Here is a 22,102-nt window from a genome sequence, read left to right on the forward strand (position 1 = left end):
CGGCTGCCTTATTCTGGTATACCATGCTATCATCCTCTTATAGTATTGTTGAAAAATACCACTCTAAAATGGAGTCACCATATAAATAAGCTAAAACGGTTCCAATCACGATATAAGGTCCAAATGGTACTGCTTGTTTTCGATTGATACGTTTTATTATTAATAAGCAAATGCCAACTATTGCCCCAATCACGCACGATAAGAAAAAAGCTAACAATACCATTTTCAATCCTAACACGATGCCTAATACAGCAAATAACTTCATATCGCCGGCCCCCATTCCTCCGCGACTTACTAATATAATGACCGCAATTATACCGAATCCTATTATTGCACCAGCAATTGGCGACCACCAAGGGTCCAATGGGACAATAATCCTTAGAATAGAAAAGATTGGAAGGAAAAATAGTAAGACCTTATTCGGGATTAGCATGTACTTGATATCGGTAACAAATATAATAACAAGTAACGACATGAGAAGTAATCCAATGATCAGTTCTATACTTAAACCATATTTTATAAAGCATAACAAAAACAATAACCCTGTAAATAGCTCTATCATTGGATAAACCGTAGAAATTTTATTTTCACAATATCGACATTTCCCAAGTTGAAATACGTATGATAGAACTGGGATTAGTTCATACCAAGCTAATGCATGATTACAGGATGGACAGTGTGAACGCCCATATGTAAAGTTTTGATTAATTGGTAGACGTAACCCAACGACGTTGAAAAACGAACCGAAAATAATCCCCAATATAAAGAAACAAAGATAACCTAAATATTCCAAATCCTGAGTTCCCCTCTAACAATTTTCTTCCATTATGTCTATTATTGAATATGCCTTGCAATAACTTGTAAGACGTGAGTACTAGAATTACTCGCGTTTAAAGTGTTTAGAACTATTCGAGTTAAAATCATTTACCTATTTCACATGATTTTATTTAATAAATAGCAACCACAGAATAATTTGTACTCATTACCCTACCTGTTCTTTTTTAAAAATGCTAAAGTAATTAATAAACCTATTGATAGCTGGAAAATGCCTGAAACATAGCTAACTAATTATTTACCAATAGCTTGATTGGTATCAGGCTTTGATACCAATTGATCACACTCATGTTGATTATATGGAAACTGATAAGTCTTATTAACTACTGGGCAGCTAGTTGTGCATATAGGAACAATAAAGGTTGGGTTAATTAAATATCCCCAACCTATTTTATTACTTCTGTTTCTTAAACCTCGAAACGTTATTAAATCCTCTAATTCGATTTATAATTCAATTACATCTCCAGTTTTCATAACCCTTCCTTCCCCAGTCTTGACTTTTTTAGCGAAATCTTCTGGGTCCTGTTCAATAACTGGAAATGTATTATAATGTATCGGAACTACAATTTTTGCCTTGACCCAATTAGCAGCAATTAACGCATCCTCAGGTCCCATAGTGAAATTATCTCCAATCGGAATAAATGCTACATCAATATTATTCATTTCTCCGTACATTTTTAAATCCGTAAATAATGCTGTATCCCCCAAATGATAAATTGTCTTATCTTTAATCGTTAATAAAATTCCAGCTGGCATACCTGTGTAGACAATGGTACCATCCTCCTCTTGAAATGAGGAACCGTGAAATGCTTGGGTAAATTTTACTTTGCCAAAATCGAACTTATAGGAGCCACCGATATGCATATTATGTACCCTAACACCTTGGTAACTTAAGTAATCTGCCAGTTCATTTGGTGCAATCACTAGAGCATCATTTCTTTTTGCTAACGCTACTGTGTCCCCTACATGATCATTATGACCATGTGTAAGTAGAATGTAATCCACTTGAATAGTATCTGCATCCAAATCGCATAATCGATTACCAGTAATAAATGGGTCAATCAAAATAGTATGCTTTTCTGTTTGTACCTTTATTACGGCATGTCCATGATAAGAAACTTTCATCCAATCATCCTTTCAAAATTATCTAGTTAATACATTCTATATAGATTACCAAAATTCCTTTATCAAAAATTATTTTCGTGACCAAATATCCTCTAAGAGCTAGTCTGAGAGGAATTTTATAATGATGAACTAATTAAATTGACTACCATTGTAGAGATAACTCAGTTTCTTGGGTAGTAATAATTGTTTTGGTTACCGTTATCCTGGCTATTTCTGTTTTTCGGTTAGCAATAGTCTCTTTGGTTACCGTTTTTTCGTCACTTTCTATTTTTCGGGTAGCAATAGCGGTTTTGGTTACCGTTTTCTTGTCATTTTCTGTTTTTTGGGTAGCAATAGCTGCTTTGGGTACCGTTCTTTCACGTATTTCTGTTTTTCGGGTAGCAATAGCTGCTTTGGGTACCGTTCTTTCACCTATTTCTGTTTTTCGGGTAGCAATAGCCTCTTTGGTTACCGTTTTTTCGTCACTTTCAATTTTTCGGTTAGCAATAGCGGTTTTGGTTACCGTCTTCTTGTCATTTTCTGTTTTTCGGTATGCAATAGCTGCTTTGTTAACCTCTCTTAATCAAATTTCTTACTTTGCACTATTTGATCACGTTCGTATATACAGCTTACTGGATAAATTGCATAAAAAAATAGCAGGTTTAAGCCCGCTATTTTAGTCCGCTATTCTTTACCCATTGCTTTTTTTAATTCGGCTAATTCATCTTCTACATCAGAATCTAGTTTTCTAAATTCATCATCTAAGGTACGACTTTGTACTGCTAAGTCCTCACTAGTTTCAGCTTCTGCTTCGAAGCGTAGAACTTTCTCTTCCATTCGTTCAAAGCCACGTCTAGATTCGTCTCCACCAATTGAGGACATACTGCGATTTATTTTCGTACGAGTCTTCGCTGCTTCAGCACGTGCTTTTAATGAATCCTTTTTCAAATTCATCTCTTGGTATTCTTTTTTCATTTCATCTAGCTTACTTTTAAGCACTTGTGAATCCGTCTTGGCTTGCTCATAGGAGCTTTGTAGTAAGGTTACCTGATTTTCATATTCCTTCTTCTCGGCTAATGCTCTTCTCGCAAGCTCATCTTCTCCGGCATTAACAGCCTTTTCTGCCTGTTCCTGTCTTTTAACCACCATAGCTTCTGCATCTTCAAATTTTCTTTTAAGTATCTTTTCATTTGCTATTTGCTTTGCAACAGCTGCTTCAACTTCTTGGATCTCTTCACCCATCTCACGAAGAAATTGATCGAGCATTTTCACTGGGTCTTCGGCCTTATCCAACATAGAATTTAATTCTGAGCTGACGATAGTTTTCATTCGCTTAAAAAATTTAAACATATAGACAACCTCCATTTTAGTAATTTTAAAAAATATCTACCTATAGTACGGATGATTCAACAAATGGTTTCAAAAAATACAATAAAATTATAATGTTGTACATAGAATCTATATAAGTTTATAATAAATGGTATTAAATGAGGTGATTAAATGTCTAACAGAATAGTAGCACTAATAAACGAACTCCAAAATAATAAATTGGAAAGCATTCTTATCACATCTCCTGCAAATGTATATTATATGAGTAATTATTATACTGATCCACATGAGCGTGTCGTAGCTGTATATGTTACGGAAGCTCACGATCCTGTCCTTATCCTGCCTGCCATGGAAAAAGAAGATGCTAAGGCTGCAGGCTGGAATTATCCTATGATAAATTACCACGACCACGAGGATCCTTGGGAATTATTTCTAGCTTTTCTAAATAAACAAGGAAAAATACCTAACTCGATAGGGGTCGAGGAAGATTACCTAACATTGAGTCGTTTTCAAAGTTTACAAGCCATTCTTCCTGAGACAAAGGTCATCAATGCACAGGAAGTAGTTGCCACCCTTCGTGTCATCAAAAATGATACTGAATACGAATACTTGAAGAGAGCAGCAGAGCTTGCTGACCTTGGTGTTCAAACTGGGATAAACACCCTAAAGGAGGGCATTACTGAGCTTGAAGTAATTGCAGCTATTGAATATGAATTAAAAAAACATGGCGTACAGGGAATGTCATTTTCCACCATGGCTTTATTTGGTAAAAAGACTGCTTCCCCACACGGAACTCCTGGCTCAGCTAAATTGGAAAGCGGCGATTTAGTTCTATTCGACTTAGGTGTTATTTATAATGGCTATTGTTCTGATATTACAAGAACGGTGGCTTTCAAATCGATTACAGCAGAACAGGAGAAAATATACAATACCGTTCTGGATGGACAATTAAAGGCTATTGAAGCTTCACAGCTTGGAACTCCTGTCGGTAATATCGATAAAGCAGCAAGAGATCATATTGCAGAAAAAGGTTATGGAGAATACTTTAATCACAGAATTGGTCATGGTTTAGGAATTGAAACCCATGAATATCCTTCACTTCATGGCAAAAATACCTTACCTTTACAAAAAGGTATGTGCTATACCATTGAACCAGGTATTTACGTTCCACAAATTGGTGGGGTTCGGATTGAAGATATGGTATTCATGACCGATACTGGTGCTGAAATATTAACGAAATTCCCGAAAAAATTACAAATTATTAATTAATGAAAGAAGTGCCTGATTTAGAAAACCAGGCACTTCTTCTATTCTATACGAATAGTTCATTTGCATTTCTATACTCTAATCCAAGACCATCTGCAACTGCCTTATAGGTTACAAATCCATCGACCGTATTTAATCCTTTTAATAATGCAGGATTACCTATGCATGCTTCTTTAAAGCCTTTATTGGCTATTTGTAATGCATATGGAACCGTTACATTGGTTAATCCAATAGTAGCAGTACGTGGAACTCCACCAGGCATATTTGCAACGGCATAATGTAGTACACCATGTTTTACATAGGTAGGATTATCATGTGTTGAAACATGGTCACTTGTTTCAAATATTCCACCCTGATCTATCGCTACATCTACTATAACAGAGCCCTCTGACATCTGCTTAACCATGTCCTCCGTTACTAGTTTCGGTGCTTTAGCTCCTGGAATTAGAACAGCACCTATTACTAAGTCAGATTCTGCAACACAATCTGCAATGTTCATAGGATTTGACATCATTGTATTAATAGAAGTTCCGAATGTGTCATCTAAATATCTAAGTCTTTCAGGGCTTAAATCAAGAATCGTTACATTGGCACCGAGTCCCACTGCAATTTTAGCAGCGTTTGTCCCAACTACTCCTCCACCAATTATTGTTACATTGGCACGTTTAACGCCTGGAATTCCTGCTAGAAGGATTCCCTTTCCACCTTTAGGCTTTTCTAGGAATTGTGCACCAATCTGTGCAGCCATACGCCCAGCAACCTCACTCATAGGTGTTAATAATGGAAGTGTTCCATTGGCCAATTGTACTGTTTCATATGCAATTCCAACTACCTTTTTCTCCAGTAATACACGAGTTAACTCTGGTTCATTCGCTAAATGAAGATACGTAAATAATATTAATCCTTCATAAAAGTAATCATACTCTTGTGGCAGAGGCTCTTTTACCTTCATTACCATATCCTGTGCCCAAGCATCTTTTGCTGTATTAACTATTTTTGCCCCGGCTTGTATGTATTGATTATCAGTAAAACCAGAACCAAGTCCTGCATTTGTTTCAACAAAAACCTCATGCCCAGCATTTTTTAAGGTAAGTACCCCGGCTGGTGTTATTGCTACCCTATTTTCATTATTTTTTATTTCCTTTGGAATACCTATTCTCATTTGGAACACCTTCCCCTATGTTTTGTAAGCACTTACATTGTACCAAAAAAACCAAAAAATACATACCATTAAATGATAAGGAGAGAAAAGTCTCTCCTTATTTTAATTCTTTCTATTATTAAATGTCCATATCCCACGATTATTATGAAGTTGATCCTCCACAACACCACTTTGGTAGCTTTCGAATAATTGATTTTGAACAGCAGCAATTCCCTTCGGATCTTCAAATAACTTATGCTTGTTTTCCTTTCTACCCATAAGTGTCACCTCCATTATTAGTTTGCACATGAAATCCTCATAAAAAGCATGTATTCTTTTACCAATACAGTAAGTCCAAATCATATAATGGAGGTAGATAAAGAAAGGGGAGAATACCATGAATTACGAATACAAGAATATTGTATTGGCAATTGATGGATCGGATGCTTCAGATAAGGCTTTTGAAAAAGCAATTCATCTCGTTAAACGAAATAACGCTCACCTCATCCTTGCCCATGTAATTGATTCTCGAACCTTTGCAACTGCTGAAGCATATGATCGTTCATTAGCGGAACGAGCTGAAGACTTTGCAAAAGATTTAGTGGAAAGCTACGTAAAAAAAGCAATGGAATATGGATTAGAAAACATCTCCCAATGTATAGAATATGGCTCACCAAAAATAAAATTAGCAAAAGAAATTGCAAGCAGATTTAATGCCGATATAATTATATGCGGTGCAACAAGCAAGAATGCTGTGGAACGATTTCTTATTGGTAGTGTATCTGAAAGTATTACTCGATATGCAATATGTGATGTACTTGTTGTTCGATAACGTGTATATTTACCTCGTGTATTTCCTTAATCCAAAAAGGATTTGATAAGTTCTTTATCAAATCCTTTTCATTTTAGATATTGGTTAGTCGAACCGTATCTTTTGCTATCATAATTTCTTCATTCGTAGGTATAACAATTACCTTTACTGGGGAATGTGGATAGTTTATAAACATTTCTTTTCCTCTAGCAGAGCGGTTTAACATCGGATCCCAATAGATTCCCATAAATTCTAACCCGTTTAAGACTCTAGAACGAATTACATCACTATTTTCACCAACACCAGCAGTGAAAATGATTGCATCGACACCTGACATTCTTGCTGCATAGGAGCCAATATATTTATGAATTCGACCAGCAAACACATTTAGTGCTAATTCGGCACGCGGATTTGTCTCAGCCTGTTGTTGAATATCTCTTAAATCACTGGAGAAGCCAGATAAAGCAAGCATTCCACTTTGCTTATTTAACACATCAATTACCTCTTCAGCTGTCTTTCCCGTCTTCTCCATAATATATGGAATAAGTGCTGGATCAATATTACCTGAGCGTGTTCCCATTGTTACCCCTGCCAATGGAGTAAATCCCATAGAGGTATCAATTGATTTTCCTTCTTTTATTGCAGAGATACTTGCACCATTCCCTAGGTGACAAGAGATTAAGCGTATTTCCTCAATAGGTTTCCCCATTAATTCAGCTGCTCGATGCGATACGTACTTATGGGATGTGCCGTGGAAGCCATATTTACGAATCCCATACTTCTTATAATATTCATAAGGTAGACTATATAAATAGGACTGTGGTGCCATAGTTTGATGAAAAGCAGTATCAAATACGGCAACCATCGGAACATCTGGCATTACCTCTTGAAAGGCTTTAATCCCTGTTAAGTTTGCAGGGTTATGCAATGGAGCTAATTCCGATAATTCATCTATTTCTTTAATCACATCATCTGTTATTAAGACTGAATCGTTGAATTTTTCTCCTCCATGCACAACACGATGTCCGACTGCACTAATCTCCGTTAATGATTGAATAACACCTGAATTCGTTAATTTATCAAGCAGCATCTTTACTGCGACTTCATGGTTAGGAATATCGGAAACGGTTTTATCCTTTTCACCATTAGATTCAAATGTAAAAACGGATTCGGGTAAGCCTATTCTTTCTACAAGCCCCTTTGCTATTACCTTTTCTTCAGGCATTGTAATTAGCTGAAATTTTAATGAAGAACTTCCAGCGTTAACTGCTAATACATTACTCATTGTTGTCCACTCCTAGTTGTTATTTACGATAATTGCTAAACCAATTATTCATTTTATTTAAGATATCTTCCATTGCACGGGTGTTTTTTAAAGAAGGAAGCTGAACTAATAATGGCTGTTTTGGTCCTTCTGTATTTTTCCCTTTCTTTTGTAGAATTACTATGCATTTGGCGTTTTTCTCAGATTGAAAGGCACTTTCCGGTAGTTGAAGAACTCCAACAATATGGGTATACTTCTGAAGATACCTATGGAGCTTGTCTGACCCTTCGCCGTCAAAAATAAATGTAGGTAGTAATAAAACTAAATAGCCGCCTTCCTTCGTATAATTCATACTCTGTTCAATGAACAGATGGTGAGCATAAGAATGACCATCCTCAGCCTTTAATTCATAGTTTGCGGCACGGATATCATCAGGATAGTATCCTACTGGTAAATCGGAAACGATTAAGTCTACTGGATCCAATAAGAATGGGCGTAAACTATCTTGATGAAAAAATTCTATAGTTATCTTTTGTAAATTTGCACTGACAAGAGCAAGCTGTACCAATGTGGAATCAACTTCACTAGCATATGCTTCTATAGATTTATCAAGTTGGGAACAAACCGTTGTAAGCATATTCCCTGTTCCGCAGGCTGGATCAAAAATTCGTATGCTCTCTTGTTTCTCTGTTAACTTCTGTGCAAGATAGCCAATAAGTAAAGCAACTGCTTCTGGGGTCATCATATGTTGTTGTTGTGTTACTTCCTTCATTCCTTTTAATACAGTAAATTGAATGGCTTTCCGGATATCGTCTGCATCATAATTCTCTAACCTTATTTGTTCTAAGGCTGTATGTAACTTATGTGTAAGTATATCATCCATAGACTCTTCAGCACCCTGATAAAACAAGGTCTCTAGTGCTATTATTAAGCTGTCCAAATAAGGTTCATTTAGATGCTGTTCGATTATTTGCGTAGTATGATCCATCCAATCGAAAAGTACTTCTACATTTGTTTTTTCCATTGACACCCTCCGTTCTACCAACCCGTTATATTTTATCAAAACTATTGTACTCTGTACAAAGTAATAGCTTATGACATTTATGTGAACATAAAAAGTCTCCCACTAGAGGGGAGACTAGCATTACTGTGCTTGTTTTGCAGCTTCTAAAGCTTTATCATAGTCTGGGTGTTCTGTTACTTCATTTACATATTCAACATATGTAATTTTATTATTTGTATCAACTATGAATATGGAACGAGCTAGGAGACGAAGTTCTTTAATCAACACGCCATACTTTTCTCCAAAATCTGCGTTTCTATGATCGGAAAGCAGCTCAAGGCTTTCAACATGATTAACTTCTTTCCATCTTTTTTGTGCAAATGGTAAATCCATACTAATCGTCAATACTTGAACATTTTCAAGCTTTTTTGCTTCCTCATTAAAACGATTCGTCTGAATAGAACATACTCCTGTATCAATGGAAGGAACTACACTAATTAATCTAATTTTACCATGGTAATCAGCAAGTGTTTTCTCTTCTAGGTCATTATTTATTACCTTGAAATCTGGTGCTTCATCACCAACTTTTAATTCATTTCCTAAAAGATTAACAGGCTTTCCACCGAATGTAACCATCATCTTCCTCCTATTCCAGTAGTTTATCTTTATCATAACATAAACAGTTGCTTCGTATTAAACATATTGTCCTCATTCCTCTATGTATAATTACTTAAATATCATAGATAGATGAAGATTCTTCTGAATTTGATCTTTCCTTGTCATCCTTTATTTTATTTTCGGAGTTTCCTCTATCGTCTTCTTCTTGTTTATCTTTCTCTTCGCTCTTTTCTCCTTTTTTACTATTTCCTTGCCCTTTTGTTGTTTCCTTTTGTTTATTTTGCTTTCCCATCCCACTTTCCTGAAGTAACTGTTGAATCTTTTCCACAGCTTTTGGAGCAAAATCAATCAACTTTTCATAAATATGTGTATTTTCATCTAAATGTACCATCTTAATTCCTTTAGGACTTACAATAAGAAATGCGATTGGTGTAATAGACACTCCTCCACCACTACCACCTCCAAATGGTAGGACAGATTCACTGTTTCCGCCACTACCTTCACTTCCTCCACTTTCTTCTTTATCACTATTACTCTTCTTTCCTCCACTCGGCTTAAATTCACTTCCACCAGCAGCAAACCCAAAACCAAGCTTAGAAACAGGAATGATTACACTACCGTCTGGAGTTTCAATAGGGTCTCCAATAATAGTATTCACTTCAATCATATCTTTTAGGTTTTCCATTGCAGTAGTCATAAGTCCTTGAATCGGATGTTCTTCCATTGTAATCCTCCTATTAAAAAATTAATTATATACTTCTTTGTTACCGAATATTTTTCGCAACAAATACATAGCTGTGTGAATAGCTTTTCCTAAACGAATGGTTACAATGCAATCAATTTTCGACTGAAATCCGCGTTGTTGAAAGTACGGAATGATAATAATATTAGGCTGACAATTCAGATTAGAAAACTCACTCAACGCTCCTAGCAATGTCCCTTTTACCATCCAAATTCCACCAGAAACAATTCCAGTACTGCTTGCCTCACCTGTTCCAAAATGCGTTTTCCATTCGATTTGCTGAAACGTAATATTTTGTAGAATGAAAAGTAATAGTTGCTTTGCTATTTTTAATCCTTGTAATAAATTTTTTACCATCTGCTTCAAACGATTGAGATTAAAACCATCACCTTCATCTTGCAGCATTTCCATTAAATCCGAATACTCATCCTGCACATGGTTCTTTAAATTAATATTTCTCTGAAACACTCTAACTCTAATGATATACATCTGTACATTCATTTCGTGTACTTCCTGATCATAGTAATAATGCACTTTAATTTTTATATGGATTAGCAAAATCAACATAAACATAAACAGGAATAGAATACCTAATAGAATCCAGAACATTTTTTCAGCCCCAAAAATTAGTAACGATAGTTTTCCACAACCTTCCAATTTTATGCAAGTAATAGAAAAAGAGCTATTCTCAAAACGAGAATAGCTCTAGCCATTTATGCTATTAAATTGTCATTAACCGTTCATTCCACCAAACTGTTGTTCAGCCATTTGAACTAAACGCTTAGTGATTTCTCCACCAACAGAACCGTTAGCGCGAGAAGTAGTATCAGCACCAAGATTCACACCAAATTCTTGAGCGATTTCATATTTCATTTGGTCTAATGCTTGTTGAGCACCAGGTACTACCAACTGATTTGAATTGTTGTTGTTTGCCATGGTATCTCACCTCCTTGGTACACTTATATTGTGTAAAAAAGAGGTTCTTCATTCGAAAAATTATTGGTAAGTGTTGCTAAATATCTAAAAGATTATATCATCAATAAATCAATTCAAGATTGCTAAATTAGAATAACCCTTCAAACGCATCCTCTGCTTTTTTCTTCTCTGATATTTCAATGACCTCGATACCATCTATTGCTTCCTGTATTAATTCTTCATAGTCATAATTGGATTCATAATAGTTTACCCGATCCCTTTTTGGCTTTGTTTTTGGTGCTTTGGGGACAAATATGGTACAGCAATCCTCATATGGCCGAATAGAAATATCAAAGGTATCAATTTTTTTTGATATCTCGATAATTTCATCCTTGTCCATTGTTATTAAAGGTCGAAGAATAGGGTAGTTTGTAACTTCATTGATTGTATACATGCTAGTCATTGTTTGGCTTGCAACCTGGCCTAAATTTTCCCCGGTTGTCATCGAAAGAATCCCTTCCTTTTGACAAACACGCTCACTAATCCGAAGCATCATTCTTCTCATTACCGTCATTCCATAGTTATCCGGAGTTTCTTGAAAGATCTTTTGTTGTAATTTAGTAAATGGTACAACATGTACATTAATTTTAGAACCATAGCTTGTTAACTTTTCAGCTAGGTCAATAACCTTTTGTTTTGCACGATCACTTGTAAATGGTGGTGAATGAAAATGAATAGCCTCAATTTCTACTCCACGCTTCATAGCCAAGTAACCCGCAACAGGGCTATCGATACCACCTGATAACAGTAGAAGTGTTTTTCCAGAGGTACCAACGGGAAGACCACCAGAGCCACGAATAATACTAGATGTAATATAGGTTGCTTCCTGACGAATCTCAACCTTTACATCTATATCTGGGTGGTGAACATCTACAGTATAATCTTCTGTATTACTTAATAAATGTCCACCTAGTATTTGATTTAGTTCTTGTGATCGTATAGGAAAACTCTTATCTATGCGCTTTACTGTTACTTTAAATGTTTTTATATTTTCTCCATTTTTCAACGCGTATAGTGCTGCTTCCTTTATTGTCTCTAAATCATTCTCAACTTTTATCGCTAAACTAAAGCTATGAATACCAAATATATTCTTACATTTTTCTAGGACTTCGTGAGGATCATGCCCATTTAGCAAAACGAACATCCTTCCTTGTGTCCTTTTAACTTTTACATTTTCAAATTCTTGAAGTTTATGACGGATATTTTGTTGTAGTTTCTCTACAAAACTTTTGCGATTTTTACCTTTTAAGGCTAATTCCCCATAGCGAATTAATATATGATCAAATTCCATAATTATCTACTCCATTACTTCTTTTAATTGGCTCAGTGCCTCTTTTAACTGCTTTAAAAATATCTTTATTTCATCCATCGTATTGTCATAGGCTAAACTTACTCGAAGTGCTGATTTTGCTCGTTCCGATGAATATCCACACGCCTTAACTATCCTACTTTCGTCAAGGCTCTTTGAGGAGCATGCAGATTTAGTTGAAATATAGGTACCTTGCTTACCTAGAGTATGAATCATTACCTCTGGTTTTAAGCCAGGGATAGAAAAATTCACAATATGAGGGGCAGAATGCGCTGGGCTATTAAGTTGAACGAAATTAATTTTTTCCAGCTCTGCTGCCAAATACTGATGCAATTGGCGTAATTTATCCCCTTCATTTACTTCTCGTTCTTTTATTAGTCTTAGTGCCTTTACAAATGAGACCACTCCTGCTAAATTCTCAGTTCCCGAACGTATCATTCTTTCCTGCTCTCCACCATGGAATAATGGAAATAGCTTGACTCCTCTACGACAATACAATATTCCAGTACCTTTTAAACCGTGAATTTTATGACCTGACATTGAACAAAGGTCAATACCACTATTCTCAAGAGTAAGAGGAACTTTACCAAGGCCCTGAACATGATCCACATGAAAAAACAGTTTAGGATACTTTTTAGCTATTTGACCAATTTCTAGAATTGGTTGGATTGAGCCGATTTCATTATTGACATGCATAATGCTTATTAAGATAGTATCTTTCCGTATGGCTTCTGTAACATCCTTTACTGATACTACACCATTTTGGTTCACTGGTAAATATGTTACTTCAAATCCTAAAGATTCTAAACTTTTACATGCCTCATAAACAGAAGGATGCTCAATTTCAGTCGTGATAATATGTTTTCCACGACCCTGATGCTGTAGAGCAATACCTTTAATTGCAGTATTGTTCCCTTCCGTTCCACCAGAGGTAAAGATAATCTCATCTTCATGCACACTAAGAAGCTTTGCAGCCTGTTGTCTTGACTTTATAAGTAGCTTTTCGGTCTCTCCACCTAATTGATGAATCGATGAAGGATTTGCAAAAAACCTTGTTGATACTTCTTGAAAGCTTTTTAATACTTCTGGATGTGGATTCGTTGTTGCACTATTATCTAAATAAATCACTAAAATTTCTCCTTTAAGTAGAAAATGGAAAGGCTGACTTTAGGAAAACTTTCTTCCATAAAGCAGCCCTTGACTGTAATCGTTATTTTCAATTCTTAATGTAAAATTAATTGATTTTCCTCAATTCGTTTTAATGCTCCTGGCTCCACTTCTTCTAGTGCTTTAGCAGCATTTTCTAGAGCAACCTCATATTCATAATTGCGAAAAAGTGCTTCTGATTCAGCTAACTTAGCTGCAAGCAAAGGAAATTTACTACGATAACGGTTAGCATATTGAATTACCTGTTCTGTTAAACGTGCTTGATCCAACATAATCTCTGTTTTCTCTAATAGCATCTCAACAGAACTCTTGGCTGCAAATAAAGCCCGTTGAACTTCCCCAATATCTAAAGGACTCTTTTCCAATGAAGTTAACACATGATTACATTTTTCCGTTGCCTCTTCCATTGCGTTCCATATATAACTTGGAACACCAGGAATATTACTCTTTTTAATTCTTCGATTCGTATCATTAATTTGATCACGAATTTCGTTTAATTTTTCCTTTGCCTCTAATTCATCTTTTCGAAGGTTAAAGACACTCTTCTTAAAGTCATGATGTTTCTCTTGAATTTCTTGAAGTTGGTTTAATCCACTTTCCAGCTTAGCCCTTAAATCCGAATGAGGAATATTGTCATTTTCTAATCCTTCGACAACTTCATCATAAATCTTTTGTAGCTGTGTAATCTTTTTATCTAGTGCTAAATACTTCTCCATATCTGAATCTTCGAAGTAATAGGCGTCTCTTAAATTATCTACCTCATCCTTTGTTTCTTCAAAGGATGCTACTATTTCCTCTATGGACTTTTGATAACCTGGTACCTGAGATTCCGTAAAGCTCTTATCAATAGCTTCCTTCTCTAAAAGTTGATACATTTCTTGGATACGGTCTTCCACCTCAGTCCGAAGTGCCTTTGCATCAATAGCTTTCCCTTTTTCAAGAGCATCCACACAATCAATTAATCGTTGTTGATAACCCTGTAATTCCTTTTCAAATCCAAGATGGTCTATACGGTAGCCATCTTCCTTCATTTCCCTAATGCCTGCATAAAGGTCATCGATTTGGGAAGGAATATCCTGTTTACATGCTCGATAAATGTCAGGGAACTCGTCAATTTCGACCTGCAAGAGTTCTAAACGTTCCTTTAAATCATCAACTACCGTTTTTGCCTCAATATAATTACCTGAATCAACTAGATCATGATAATGTTTCAGTGCGTCTTTAAGCTCATCTAGCTCAACTTCAAAACGTACCTCTGCTTTACCATACTGGAATCTATTTTGTGAAATCTTCTTATTCAATTCTTTAATAGCGGGCTGGATGGTTTCTACTTCTTTACGGCTGGATTCCTCTGAATCAACCAACTCGTCAAGCTCCAACAGTATTTTTTCTATATCCTTCTCAACAGCTTGTAAATTTTGCTCAATTTTGCGCAATATTTTTTTTGCTGAAGAGAATCGGAACTTATCTGCCGCTTCTTCAGCATCAAATAACAGTTCTTCAATCTCTGGTAGCTCTCTCGAGAGTATTAGCTCCCATCGGTCCTTCCAGGATTCAAATCGGTCCTGTGTCTCACCAGATAAATTAAGCGTCTTAATTCTAGTTAGCTCAGAAGATACATTCCTATTCATAATTTCTAATTTCCAACTATCTAGACGATCAACATTATCGTAGACCCTTTTACGCATAATAAGGCTTATGATAATTAACGCAATAATGACTAGTATAATTCCAATAATAATCTCCATCGTAAAGCCCCCTAAATAAATCCAAAACATATTCCATCTTTTTCACGTAAAACTATGTATTCTATTCCCTATGATACCATGTATTAGCGAATTTTGGCTAAGAATTTCCATGAAAACAGGAGTTTTTTTAAAATTTTTGTCGCTATTTGCTTTTTTTCAGACTTTATATGCTATTTTACTTGTTTTAGAAAGCAAAAAGGCTGTTTGGAAAACAACCTTTTCTTTTATCTTGCAATATAATCCAACCAATTACAGATTGTTTGTACATATCTTTTGACAAATAAAGAATGGGAATATTCTCCAACTATTTGGCTTCTCCATTCATTGTGTAAAATATACGGTGTTACTAACATTCCTTTTAGCTGCATGAGAAGATATTGTCTATCAGGTTTACTCTTATCTTCTGTTTTGTTCTTAAATAACCCTGAAAAAGCATTGCCAATAATATAATTTTCCTTAGCAAGATACGTTACTGCCATTTCACGAACAAATACAGAATCCATTGATAATTCACGATGGATAAAACAGGATAATTGTAGATTCATATGCTTATATTGTATAATCTTATATATTAAATTTTTTAAACTTTCGAGCGCATCTAGTTCGATAGACTCTTCAAGAGTTGTTTCAATGATGGAAAGATACTCTTCGTAATAATTAGATACTGCAAATTCTAAAAGACCTTGTTTCCCCTTAAAATAGTAGCTTATAGAGGATACATTGACAGAGGCCTTTTCAGCAATATCCCGTACAGAGGTACCGTGGAATCCTTTTTGATAGAAAAGAGCAGATGCTGCCTCCACTACCTTTCGTTTCGTTGGGATATCATTCATTGATATCAACTCCTTATGGTAGAAATAGATGACTATATGTATATATACGACAAAGAGATCGTTATTCCTGCATTTTTTTATTTTTAACAGCCCATACGATAGTTATCATATAAAATGATTATATTCAAATACTGAAGGGAAGAATACTATGTTTCAAACGACAGCTTATTCAGGAGATAAAGTGAAAGATTATGAATTAGTCATCAAACAACTCGAAGCACTGCTTCATGATGAGACCGATACAATAGCCAATCTCTCGAACGCTTCAGCATTACTAAATCAATTTCTTGACCAAGTTAATTGGGTTGGCTTTTATCTCTGGAAAGAAGATCAGCTCGTGTTAGGTCCATTCCAAGGGCTACCTGCCTGTATTCGAATTCCTTATGGAAAAGGCGTTTGTGGTACAGCAGTTAAAGAAAGAAAAACAATGCGTGTAGAGAATGTTAACCAATTTCCAGGCCATATTGCCTGTGATAGTGCTAGTCAATCAGAAATTGTAATTCCACTAGTTAAGAATAATGAAATACTAGGTGTTTTAGATATTGACAGCCCAATTCTTAACCGTTTTGATGAAATCGATCAGCATTTTTTAGAGAATTTCGTAGAAGCTTTAATGAATCATATTTTCAACTAATAAACTAAAAAGGTCTGTCTTTCCAATTAATGTGGAGGGTCAGACCTTTCATTATTCACGAATCAGTTCATCTGTATTCTCATCTACACTATATCTTACAACACAGTTCTTCCCAAAACCCTTTGCTTCATATAAGGCTTTATCTGCATGAATGAAAAAGCTCTTCGGAGTAATCTTCCTTTTGTTCGACCAGGAGGATACACCAGCTGATAACGTTACCCGTGGCTCTGTAAAAGATTCCACTTGATCTCCAATGTTTCGTGCTACTTGCACTGCTTCGTCTATTTCTGTATTGGGTAAATATACTGCGAGTTCTTCCCCACCCCATCTAGCTGGAATATCACGATCTTCAATAGTAGACATAATAATCTCTGCCACTTGTTTAATTACCTCATCACCAATATAGTGACCATACGTATCATTCACCTTTTTAAAATCATCAATATCGAACAAGATTAATGTACCATATTCGCCATTTTTCATATGTTCAACAATTTTCTTATCTAAATAGTTTCGTGAAAATAACTGTGTTAAATAATCAGTTGAAGCTGCCTTTTGCAACTTTTCCTTCAATATGGTATTGATAAATGCTAGAGTTGAATGACGCAATATCGATTGTAATAATTTATATTGTTCAAAAGAAAAAGCATATGGCTTACGATGTAGAATGATTACTAAACCATTGATTGAACCACTGTTTTCCATTGGTATTGCCATAATGGAACGAAAAGGTATATCCTCACTCTTAAGCTTAAATTCACCAGAAAAAATAGCCTCCTGCTGAAGTTCAACTTCTCCGAGCAAGTATTTAATAAATCCTTTTCCCTCAACTGTATCAAAAAATGCTGTACTACCTTCTAATGTTTCAAATAATCTGGTGTTCTCTTGAATGTTGTATACAAACCCTATTTCCTCTGGAGCACAAAGTAGCATAATTTGATTTCGAATTATTTTGGTAATTTCTGTTAAATTCAGATTAGAATTTAATTGATGAATTAAATCATTAATCATTGTTAAATCTGATACAAGATGCTTTGAATTCAGGTATAGTGTCGTACTTTCTATTGCTTTTCCAGCAGCATTTGCAAACCTTGAAATATAGTCAACTTCAGCTTTTGGAATATCCAAAAGCTTTGGAATAATAATTTGTAATACCCCATAAACTCCCTGCTGTCCCGCTAAAGGAGCATACACATACGTCATATTCGCGTCTAACTGATTTTCAATCTGTATTTCGGCAGTTAAAAAAGCTGTTGAACTGGAGCTTTGAACATCATTCCTAATCTCTAGAAGCTTTACAGGGAGATCTGTATTTTTTTCATATTCTTGGGATAGATGAAGGTAAAAGTCAAAATTAGGATAGACCTTTTTTAATGCAGTAATAATCTCTGTAAAAATTTCTGTTTTTGTTTTTAGGTTTAAGAAATGCGAGATCATGTCAAATAGAACCTGATTCTTTTTCTCATTCTTATCTCTTTGTTCAATGATATAAATATAATCTAACAGTAATTCTACTTCTTTCCTTATTACTTGCTGTATCCCCTCTGAAATGGCGCTTCCGTTCTCCATTCCGACAACCATCATGCCGATAGGACCATTTGTCGGTTTTAGAGGGATGAGTTGATAGTTCATATGCGATGAGCTCACTGTAAATAAGTCATTATCATTTATCCTTAATTTCTGTTCATCTGCAATTGCCCGTCGATATGTGAGTGTAGGATCATATATCATCTGATTTAACAGTATTCTATTTTGCTGAATGTTTTTCGTTTTTAAAAAGAAACTATTTGTCCACTGATCAAACAAATAGATTACTAGAAAAGAGGATTCTAGTAGTCCACTTATTTGATAAGAGAGTTTTTCATAGAGATTCTCACTCATAGGTGATGTTGTCATCAGTAACTCATAATTAATTAATTGTAATTTTATTTGTATTGTCTTCTCATCTATCATTTATATATCACCCGGAGTAATAACTAATATATTTTCATTATATAATAAATATAGATTTTTCTCCTACTTTGAGTTAATGAATTCAACAATATTTTAAAATTTTTATAGAATGTTTGACTAAACCTCTGAAAAATTATATACTATTCTTTGTGTAAAATAATATGGCAGCCTAAGTGAATCACCACTCGACCATTTTATTCCTCTTCCATATGAGGTGTATCGTGTAACTCTCTGCTGCTGGAGCGATGGTACATGAAAATAAAATGGCGTGAGGAACGATCACGGTTGGATTTTTATTTTATGCAAATAAAATAAAAAGGAGGAAATGTCCCATGGCACGATATACTGGTCCAGAATGGAAAAAATCACGTCGTCTTGGCATTTCACTAACAGGAACTGGCAAAGAGCTAGATAAACGCCCTTATGCTCCAGGGCAACACGGAGCAAACCAACGCAGAAAGCTTTCTGAATATGGTTTACAGCTACAAGAAAAACAAAAACTACGCTTTATGTATGGTTTAAACGAACGTCAATTCCGTACACTATTTAATAAAGCTGGTAAAATGAAAGGTGTTCATGGTGAGAACTTCATGGTTCTTCTTGAATCTCGTCTTGATAACCTTGTTTATCGTCTAGGTCTTGCACGTACTCGTAGACAAGCTCGTCAGCTTGTAAACCATGGTCACGTGACAGTTAATGGATCTCGTGTAGATATTCCATCATACCTAGTAAAACCTGGTCAAACAATTAGCCTTCGCGAAAAATCAAGAAATCTTGATATCGTGAAAGAAGCAATCGAAGTAAACAACTTCGTTCCAGATTATTTAACATTTGATGCTGATAAACTAGAAGGAACTTTCAATCGTTTACCAGAACGTTCTGAGCTTCCATCTGAAATCAGCGAACAGTTAATCGTTGAGTTCTACTCTCGTTAATCTGTATAATTATTATTATGCATCAATGCCCTTGAAATATTGTTTTATCAATGTTTCAGGGGCTTTTTTATGTTATAAAATAAAGAGATAAGATTCTTATTTGGAGAAAACAATACAAATATGCATGAGGGGATTATTCTTTCAGTAATAATTTCTAATAGTGTAAGATGAAGTAAATTACCTTTAATTAATACTGAAACAAATATTCTTGTTACACTAAGATTAGAGATTTAAAATATACATATCCAAGAAGTAAAGGAGCATCAGTCAGTGGATAATTTAAAACTTAATGTTTCATTACTGCGAAAGCGAGTTCCTAATTTAACGATAGCAGCCAAAGAAAAAGGATTACGCCCTGCAACCGTATCTAATTTATGTACTGGCAAGACTCCGTTAGAACGTGCAGAAGTGCGAACGTTAGTAGCATTAGCAGAACTTGCAGAGTGTAAAGTTGATGATTTAATCATTCGTGGGAATAATGTGCAAATGATTGAAACTGGTATTAAAGCATTGGATTTTTTAGCTCCGATAACGAAAGGAGGAATAAATGGTTTCATCGCTAGACCGGGAATGGGACAATTGGTACTACTAGCTGAAATATTTTATCGGTTAAAAGAAAGAAATTATGCTACTGTACTTTTAATGCCAAGGTTGGATAGTCCTGAATTAAACGAGGTTAGAGAATCTGCAAATATTCTTTGCCAAGACACAGAAAGCGCATATGAGAAAATGATGCGACTAAATGGCAAACAAGATGTAGCTTTAGCTACTGATCGATCCTTAGTTGTCTCAGGAGAAATCTATTCATTACTCGAAAAAGTGAAGCTACCTGAAGGCAAAACGATTACGACATTCCTTATCGACCCTACTGGAGAAGCGGTAGATGAAGAACTTCCATATGGACCTTTAGATACACTCATGATTTTTGATGCAGAACAAGTGTCTAGAAAACTTTTTCCAGCAGTAAATCCTGTGTCTTCTACCTCCGTAATGATTGAAGATGCTCAACTTAATAAAAAGCATTTCAATCTTCAACAAAAAACACGGAAGATTATGCGCCGGTATCGGGAATTACGTTTTTTAGTTAATGCTCTTGGTTTTGATAAATTACCATTTGCAGACAAGGAAATTTATAAGCGAGGCGAGCGCCTTGAAGCCTACTTCACGCAACGTTTTTTTATTGCAGAACCCTTTACTAAAAAGAAAGGTGCTTCGGTATCATTATCGAATACATTAGAGGATGTCAGTCGCATTTTGGAAGGTTATTTAGATAATGTAACCCCTGACAATTTGTTCTATATAGGAACATTAAACGATGGTATATAAATAGTTGGAAAGTTAATAGTTAACCGGCCAAAAGAGCGTAACAAATAAATAACAGACTTCCATAGCCACGGAAGTCTGTTATTTTGTTTTAGTTGAAAAAATAATAGATTAATCTATCACCTTAAGGCATCAAAAGGTAAAAAAGCATGGACTCCTTTTGAGAAATTGACAATTTGCGTAACACGTAAATCCACCACTAATGTTGCGTAAGCATAAGCTTCTGTTCGGGAAATTTTGTATAGCTCGGACATTAGATCCAGCATATCACTTAATGCAAGCCACATAGCTTCATCCAGGTCTTCATGAAATGCCATGGTGATCCATCCCGAATTCGTTTTTGCTCTTGGTCTCTCTATTTTTATATCATCTCTAACACAAAAAGTTAAACTCACCCGTTCCATTGGGCACTCTAACGCAGGGCCAGCCACTTCACCATCCCCTTGAGCTGCATGACCATCTCCTGTAGAAAAGAGACCACCCGGAATAGATATCGGTAAAAATAAAGTACTCCCTGCTTGTAATTCTTTGCAATCGATATTTCCGCCAGTTTCTCGAGGAACGAATGTAGAATGTTGACCTTCTTCCTCTGGGGGCATACCCATAATCCCCATGAATGGATGTAACCCTACAGTGTAGTCAAAATCTCCAAATTGACTTGTACCCACCATTTTTTCAATATCAAGTTCGAAATCCAGAAGTACTTCTTTCTCTTGATCCAAGCCTAGCTTTTTATTCCAGTAACTCGGAAATCCGCCTCCTGAAGTCCATCCCCATGAGCCTGGAATAATCTCATTAATCTTTACCTCTAAAGTAAGTCCTGGCTTTGCACCATGAATGTAGACTGGGCCAACTAACGCATGGCCAAATTGCTCCGCTTGTCGTTCTGCCTTAATCTCTGTAAATCGCTTTCTTTGTGCACCCAGAGATAAACGCTTTTCTAATCCCCATGCAGAATCTAATGTTTGAAAAATAACAGTATCTCCTGAATGAATGTGTAATGCAGGTTCTATATCTTTGCTAAAAAATCCATGCAAGGTGTCAGAAGTAGGATCTAACTCATAAATTTTGGACATAGATTTAACCTCCATAGAAAAATATGGTTTGGATGAA

Annotated in this window: 23 protein-coding genes; 6 read left to right on the plus strand and 17 right to left on the minus strand. The window is 35.5% G+C overall.

From position 1 onward, the window contains the following. Window positions 1–37: 37 nt before the first annotated feature. Window positions 38–793 carry a prepilin peptidase gene (locus tag HNR27_RS08490; RefSeq protein ID WP_429339453.1) on the minus strand — a complete coding sequence of 252 codons (756 nt, stop codon included), beginning with the start codon at window positions 791–793 and terminating at the stop codon, window positions 38–40. Window positions 794–1,278: 485 nt separating this feature from the next. Next, complete coding sequence (locus HNR27_RS08495; protein WP_429339454.1) at window positions 1,279–1,959, minus strand: metal-dependent hydrolase; 681 nt, start codon at window positions 1,957–1,959, stop codon at window positions 1,279–1,281. 188 nt (window positions 1,960–2,147) lie between these two features. Between HNR27_RS08495 and HNR27_RS08500 the strand changes: the two genes are divergently transcribed. Then, a complete protein-coding gene (locus HNR27_RS08500) occupies window positions 2,148–2,618 on the plus strand; it encodes a hypothetical protein (RefSeq protein ID WP_429339455.1) in 471 nt (156 codons plus the stop codon). Window positions 2,619–2,622: 4 nt separating this feature from the next. Here the strand turns inward: HNR27_RS08500 and HNR27_RS08505 are convergent, their stop codons facing one another. Further along, window positions 2,623–3,288, minus strand: a complete 666-nt coding sequence (locus HNR27_RS08505) for a PspA/IM30 family protein (protein ID WP_212921281.1) — start codon at window positions 3,286–3,288, stop codon at window positions 2,623–2,625. A 150-nt stretch (window positions 3,289–3,438) separates the two neighbouring features. Here HNR27_RS08505 and HNR27_RS08510 point away from each other — a divergent pair, with 150 nt between their 5' ends. Continuing rightward, complete coding sequence (locus HNR27_RS08510) at window positions 3,439–4,536, plus strand: M24 family metallopeptidase (protein ID WP_429339456.1); 1,098 nt, start codon at window positions 3,439–3,441, stop codon at window positions 4,534–4,536. Window positions 4,537–4,579: 43 nt separating this feature from the next. Here HNR27_RS08510 and ald read toward each other — a convergent pair whose 3' ends face one another. Further along, window positions 4,580–5,695 (minus strand): alanine dehydrogenase, encoded by a 1,116-nt coding sequence (ald, locus tag HNR27_RS08515; RefSeq protein WP_429339457.1) that lies wholly within the window; start codon window positions 5,693–5,695, stop codon window positions 4,580–4,582. A gap of 102 nt (window positions 5,696–5,797) precedes the next feature. Continuing rightward, window positions 5,798–5,953, minus strand: a complete 156-nt coding sequence (locus HNR27_RS08520; protein WP_212921284.1) for a hypothetical protein — start codon at window positions 5,951–5,953, stop codon at window positions 5,798–5,800. 118 nt (window positions 5,954–6,071) lie between these two features. Between HNR27_RS08520 and HNR27_RS08525 the strand changes: the two genes are divergently transcribed. Continuing rightward, the gene (locus HNR27_RS08525; protein WP_429339458.1) at window positions 6,072–6,506 is read left to right on the plus strand and encodes a universal stress protein; all 435 of its coding nucleotides are present in this window, start codon (window positions 6,072–6,074) and stop codon (window positions 6,504–6,506) included. A 73-nt stretch (window positions 6,507–6,579) separates the two neighbouring features. Here the strand turns inward: HNR27_RS08525 and HNR27_RS08530 are convergent, their stop codons facing one another. The 10 genes from HNR27_RS08530 to refZ all read right to left on the minus strand — a co-directional run bounded on the left by HNR27_RS08530 (window position 6,580) and on the right by refZ (window position 16,144). Continuing rightward, on the minus strand, window positions 6,580–7,770 hold the full coding sequence (locus HNR27_RS08530; protein ID WP_429339459.1) for an acetate kinase: 1,191 nt from the start codon (window positions 7,768–7,770) through the stop codon (window positions 6,580–6,582). Between the two features lie 19 nt (window positions 7,771–7,789). Next, complete coding sequence (locus tag HNR27_RS08535; RefSeq protein ID WP_429339460.1) at window positions 7,790–8,773, minus strand: class I SAM-dependent methyltransferase; 984 nt, start codon at window positions 8,771–8,773, stop codon at window positions 7,790–7,792. A 120-nt stretch (window positions 8,774–8,893) separates the two neighbouring features. Next, complete coding sequence (gene tpx, locus HNR27_RS08540; protein WP_429339461.1) at window positions 8,894–9,391, minus strand: thiol peroxidase; 498 nt, start codon at window positions 9,389–9,391, stop codon at window positions 8,894–8,896. Between the two features lie 91 nt (window positions 9,392–9,482). Next, window positions 9,483–10,094 (minus strand): GerW family sporulation protein, encoded by a 612-nt coding sequence (gene ytfJ, locus HNR27_RS08545; RefSeq protein ID WP_429339462.1) that lies wholly within the window; start codon window positions 10,092–10,094, stop codon window positions 9,483–9,485. A 21-nt stretch (window positions 10,095–10,115) separates the two neighbouring features. After that, window positions 10,116–10,613, minus strand: coding sequence for a DUF2953 domain-containing protein (locus tag HNR27_RS08550; protein WP_429339463.1), 498 nt, complete (start codon window positions 10,611–10,613; stop codon window positions 10,116–10,118). A 231-nt stretch (window positions 10,614–10,844) separates the two neighbouring features. Next, window positions 10,845–11,048 carry an alpha/beta-type small acid-soluble spore protein gene (locus tag HNR27_RS08555; RefSeq protein WP_212922307.1) on the minus strand — a complete coding sequence of 68 codons (204 nt, stop codon included), beginning with the start codon at window positions 11,046–11,048 and terminating at the stop codon, window positions 10,845–10,847. Window positions 11,049–11,175: 127 nt separating this feature from the next. Continuing rightward, entirely contained in the window at window positions 11,176–12,378 is a 1,203-nt protein-coding gene (gene thiI, locus HNR27_RS08560) for a tRNA uracil 4-sulfurtransferase ThiI (RefSeq protein WP_429339464.1), read from the minus strand. A 6-nt stretch (window positions 12,379–12,384) separates the two neighbouring features. Further along, a complete protein-coding gene (locus HNR27_RS08565) occupies window positions 12,385–13,524 on the minus strand; it encodes a cysteine desulfurase family protein (RefSeq protein WP_429339465.1) in 1,140 nt (379 codons plus the stop codon). A gap of 95 nt (window positions 13,525–13,619) precedes the next feature. Next, window positions 13,620–15,311 carry a septation ring formation regulator EzrA gene (gene ezrA, locus HNR27_RS08570; protein WP_429339466.1) on the minus strand — a complete coding sequence of 564 codons (1,692 nt, stop codon included), beginning with the start codon at window positions 15,309–15,311 and terminating at the stop codon, window positions 13,620–13,622. A gap of 224 nt (window positions 15,312–15,535) precedes the next feature. Further along, window positions 15,536–16,144, minus strand: a complete 609-nt coding sequence (refZ, locus tag HNR27_RS08575) for a forespore capture DNA-binding protein RefZ (RefSeq protein WP_429339467.1) — start codon at window positions 16,142–16,144, stop codon at window positions 15,536–15,538. 148 nt (window positions 16,145–16,292) lie between these two features. Between refZ and HNR27_RS08580 the strand changes: the two genes are divergently transcribed. Further along, window positions 16,293–16,778, plus strand: coding sequence for a GAF domain-containing protein (locus HNR27_RS08580; protein ID WP_429339468.1), 486 nt, complete (start codon window positions 16,293–16,295; stop codon window positions 16,776–16,778). A 51-nt stretch (window positions 16,779–16,829) separates the two neighbouring features. On the opposite strand, the gene HNR27_RS08585 is transcribed toward HNR27_RS08580, so the two are convergent. Beyond that, a complete protein-coding gene (locus HNR27_RS08585; RefSeq protein WP_429339469.1) occupies window positions 16,830–18,731 on the minus strand; it encodes a sensor domain-containing diguanylate cyclase in 1,902 nt (633 codons plus the stop codon). A gap of 332 nt (window positions 18,732–19,063) precedes the next feature. On the opposite strand from HNR27_RS08585, the gene rpsD reads away from it, so the two are divergent. Next, window positions 19,064–19,666: a 30S ribosomal protein S4 gene (gene rpsD, locus HNR27_RS08590; RefSeq protein WP_212922300.1), complete on the plus strand. Its 603-nt coding sequence runs from the start codon at window positions 19,064–19,066 to the stop codon at window positions 19,664–19,666. 270 nt (window positions 19,667–19,936) lie between these two features. Beyond that, on the plus strand, window positions 19,937–20,992 hold the full coding sequence (locus HNR27_RS08595; RefSeq protein ID WP_429339470.1) for a P-loop NTPase family protein: 1,056 nt from the start codon (window positions 19,937–19,939) through the stop codon (window positions 20,990–20,992). Between the two features lie 116 nt (window positions 20,993–21,108). Here HNR27_RS08595 and HNR27_RS08600 read toward each other — a convergent pair whose 3' ends face one another. Further along, the gene (locus HNR27_RS08600; RefSeq protein ID WP_429339471.1) at window positions 21,109–22,065 is read right to left on the minus strand and encodes an acetamidase/formamidase family protein; all 957 of its coding nucleotides are present in this window, start codon (window positions 22,063–22,065) and stop codon (window positions 21,109–21,111) included. Window positions 22,066–22,102: the final 37 nt, after the last annotated feature.

Source organism: Ornithinibacillus bavariensis (assembly GCF_050433565.1).
GTDB lineage: Bacteria > Bacillota > Bacilli > Bacillales > Amphibacillaceae > Ornithinibacillus > Ornithinibacillus bavariensis.

Bases quoted from the DNA above. Each gene is read 5' to 3' on its own strand.
- HNR27_RS08495 (WP_429339454.1), bottom strand. From the start codon at position 1,959: ATGAAAGTTTCTTATCATGGACATGCCGTAATAAAGGTACAAACAGAA.
- HNR27_RS08505 (WP_212921281.1), bottom strand. From the start codon at position 3,288: ATGTTTAAATTTTTTAAGCGAATGAAAACTATCGTCAGCTCAGAATTA.
- HNR27_RS08510 (WP_429339456.1), top strand. From the start codon at position 3,439: ATGTCTAACAGAATAGTAGCACTAATAAACGAACTCCAAAATAATAAA.
- ald (WP_429339457.1), bottom strand. From the start codon at position 5,695: ATGAGAATAGGTATTCCAAAGGAAATAAAAAATAATGAAAATAGGGTA.
- HNR27_RS08520 (WP_212921284.1), bottom strand. From the start codon at position 5,953: ATGGGTAGAAAGGAAAACAAGCATAAGTTATTTGAAGATCCGAAGGGA.
- HNR27_RS08525 (WP_429339458.1), top strand. From the start codon at position 6,072: ATGAATTACGAATACAAGAATATTGTATTGGCAATTGATGGATCGGAT.
- HNR27_RS08530 (WP_429339459.1), bottom strand. From the start codon at position 7,770: ATGAGTAATGTATTAGCAGTTAACGCTGGAAGTTCTTCATTAAAATTT.
- HNR27_RS08535 (WP_429339460.1), bottom strand. From the start codon at position 8,773: ATGGAAAAAACAAATGTAGAAGTACTTTTCGATTGGATGGATCATACT.
- tpx (WP_429339461.1), bottom strand. From the start codon at position 9,391: ATGATGGTTACATTCGGTGGAAAGCCTGTTAATCTTTTAGGAAATGAA.
- ytfJ (WP_429339462.1), bottom strand. From the start codon at position 10,094: ATGGAAGAACATCCGATTCAAGGACTTATGACTACTGCAATGGAAAAC.
- HNR27_RS08550 (WP_429339463.1), bottom strand. From the start codon at position 10,613: ATGAATGTACAGATGTATATCATTAGAGTTAGAGTGTTTCAGAGAAAT.
- HNR27_RS08555 (WP_212922307.1), bottom strand. From the start codon at position 11,048: ATGGCAAACAACAACAATTCAAATCAGTTGGTAGTACCTGGTGCTCAA.
- thiI (WP_429339464.1), bottom strand. From the start codon at position 12,378: ATGGAATTTGATCATATATTAATTCGCTATGGGGAATTAGCCTTAAAA.
- ezrA (WP_429339466.1), bottom strand. From the start codon at position 15,311: ATGGAGATTATTATTGGAATTATACTAGTCATTATTGCGTTAATTATC.
- refZ (WP_429339467.1), bottom strand. From the start codon at position 16,144: ATGAATGATATCCCAACGAAACGAAAGGTAGTGGAGGCAGCATCTGCT.
- HNR27_RS08580 (WP_429339468.1), top strand. From the start codon at position 16,293: ATGTTTCAAACGACAGCTTATTCAGGAGATAAAGTGAAAGATTATGAA.
- HNR27_RS08585 (WP_429339469.1), bottom strand. From the start codon at position 18,731: ATGATAGATGAGAAGACAATACAAATAAAATTACAATTAATTAATTAT.
- rpsD (WP_212922300.1), top strand. From the start codon at position 19,064: ATGGCACGATATACTGGTCCAGAATGGAAAAAATCACGTCGTCTTGGC.
- HNR27_RS08600 (WP_429339471.1), bottom strand. From the start codon at position 22,065: ATGTCCAAAATTTATGAGTTAGATCCTACTTCTGACACCTTGCATGGA.